This is a genomic window from Paracraurococcus ruber (assembly GCF_004353985.1).
GTDB classification, from domain to species: Bacteria; Pseudomonadota; Alphaproteobacteria; order Acetobacterales; family Acetobacteraceae; genus Paracraurococcus; species Paracraurococcus ruber.
Genome location: NZ_SMOA01000556.1, coordinates 1 through 1,476, shown reverse-complemented (window position 1 = coordinate 1,476; position 1,476 = coordinate 1). Strand labels below are relative to the sequence as shown.

The 1,476-nt window shown below is 72.4% G+C and carries 2 protein-coding genes and 1 pseudogene; all 3 read right to left on the bottom strand.

The window, feature by feature from the left end; translation table 11 throughout:
• The coding region (locus E2C05_RS31720) for a hypothetical protein (protein ID WP_205083257.1) at positions 1-241 on the bottom strand (241 nt) is incomplete at its 3' end.
• On the bottom strand, positions 238-1,242 hold the full coding sequence (gene fliG, locus E2C05_RS31715; protein WP_133223578.1) for a flagellar motor switch protein FliG: 1,005 nt from the start codon (positions 1,240-1,242) through the stop codon (positions 238-240). The genes fliG and E2C05_RS31720, both read right to left, overlap by 4 nt.
• Positions 1,239-1,476, bottom strand: a pseudogene (locus E2C05_RS33710) (flagellar basal-body MS-ring/collar protein FliF); the annotation flags it as partial. The gene fliG and the pseudogene E2C05_RS33710, both read right to left, overlap by 4 nt.

Below are 1,476 nucleotides of genomic sequence, written 5' to 3'. Positions count from 1 at the left end.
CCTCGGCGAAGCCGGCCTCCCGTGCCGCCGCCAGCAGCGCCGCCCGCTCCGCCGCCTCGGCGCCGGACCGATCGGGCTCGGGCGGCGGCGGCGGCGCGTCGAAATCCGGCACGTCGAAGCCGATCGGGATGGCCGCGCCGCCGCCGCCGCCGCGCGGGCCGGGGCGGATGGTCGGCAGCGCCGGCTCGAAGCCCGGGCTGCCGGCGACGGACGCCGCCTGCGGGACGAAGCCGGCGGTCACGACACCATCTCCTCGTCGCCGTCATCCTGCAGGCTGATGGTGCCCTGCGCCGCCATGTCCTTGGCCAGGGCGACGATGGTCGCCTGCGCCTCGTCCACGTCGCGCAGCCGCACGGGGCCGAGGGCGGCGATGTCGTCGCGCAGCAGCTTCGCCGCGCGCTCGGTCAGGTTCTTGAAGAACATCTCGCGCAGCGGCTCGGACGCGCCCTTCAGCGCCAGCGCCAGCTTGTCCTTCTCGACCGAACGGAGCAGCGCCTGCAGCCCGGCGCCGTCCACCCGCTGCAGGTCCTCGAAGGTGAACATGAGCGCGCGGATGCGCTCGGCCGCGTCGCGGTTGCGCTCCTCGAGCGCCGAGAGGATCCGCGCCTCCGACTGCCGGTCGAGGTTGTTGAAGATGTCGGCCATCAGCTCATGCGCGTCACGCCGCTGGCTGCGGGCGAGGTTCGACATGAACTCGGCCTTCAGGGTCTTCTCGACGCCCTCCAGCGCCTCCTTCTGGACGTTCTCCATGCGCAGCATGCGCATGACGACCTCCATCGCGAAGCCCTCCGGCAGCAGGGAGAGCACGCGGGCGGCATGGTCGGAGCGCACCTTGGAGAGGACGACGGCGACGGTCTGCGGGTATTCGTTCTTCAGGTAGTTCGCCAGCACCGCCTCGTTCACGTTGCCCAGCTTGTCCCACATGGTGCGGCCGGCGGGGCCGCGGATCTCCTCCATGATCTGGGCGACGCGGTCGCGCGGCAGCGTCTTCATCAGCAGCCGCTCGGTGCTCTCGTAGCTGCCGACCAGGTTGCCGGCCTGGCCCAGCTGCTCGGCGAAGTCCCGGCACAGCTCCTCGATCAGCCCGGCCGGGACGGCGCCGAGCTGCGCCATGGCCTGGGAGAGGTCGCGGATCTCGTCCTCATGCATCTTGGCGAAGAGGCTCGCCGCATGCTCCTCCCCCATCGCCAGCATGATGGCGGCCGCCTTCTGCGGGCCGGTGAGTGTGCGCGTGCCGCTCATGACGCATCATCCGGGTTCAGCCAGCGCCGGATCACCACCAGGCTCTCGTCCGGGTGCTGCTCCACCAGCTGCATGAGGTTGTTGATCGAGGAGGCGCGCATCTGCCCCTGCACATTGGCGAGGCTGACCATGCCCTCCTCGCCCGGCGGGAGGGCGCCGCCCTCGGCGCCCTCCGCCCCGCCGCCGGGCAGGGCGGCCGTCGCGCCCTCCGCGCCCGGCAGGGCCGGCGCGCCG

What these genes read in the sequence shown, in the direction of transcription:
- fliG (WP_133223578.1), bottom strand. Translation starts at nt 1,242, where the DNA reads ATGAGCGGCACGCGCACACTCACCGGCCCGCAGAAGGCGGCCGCCATC.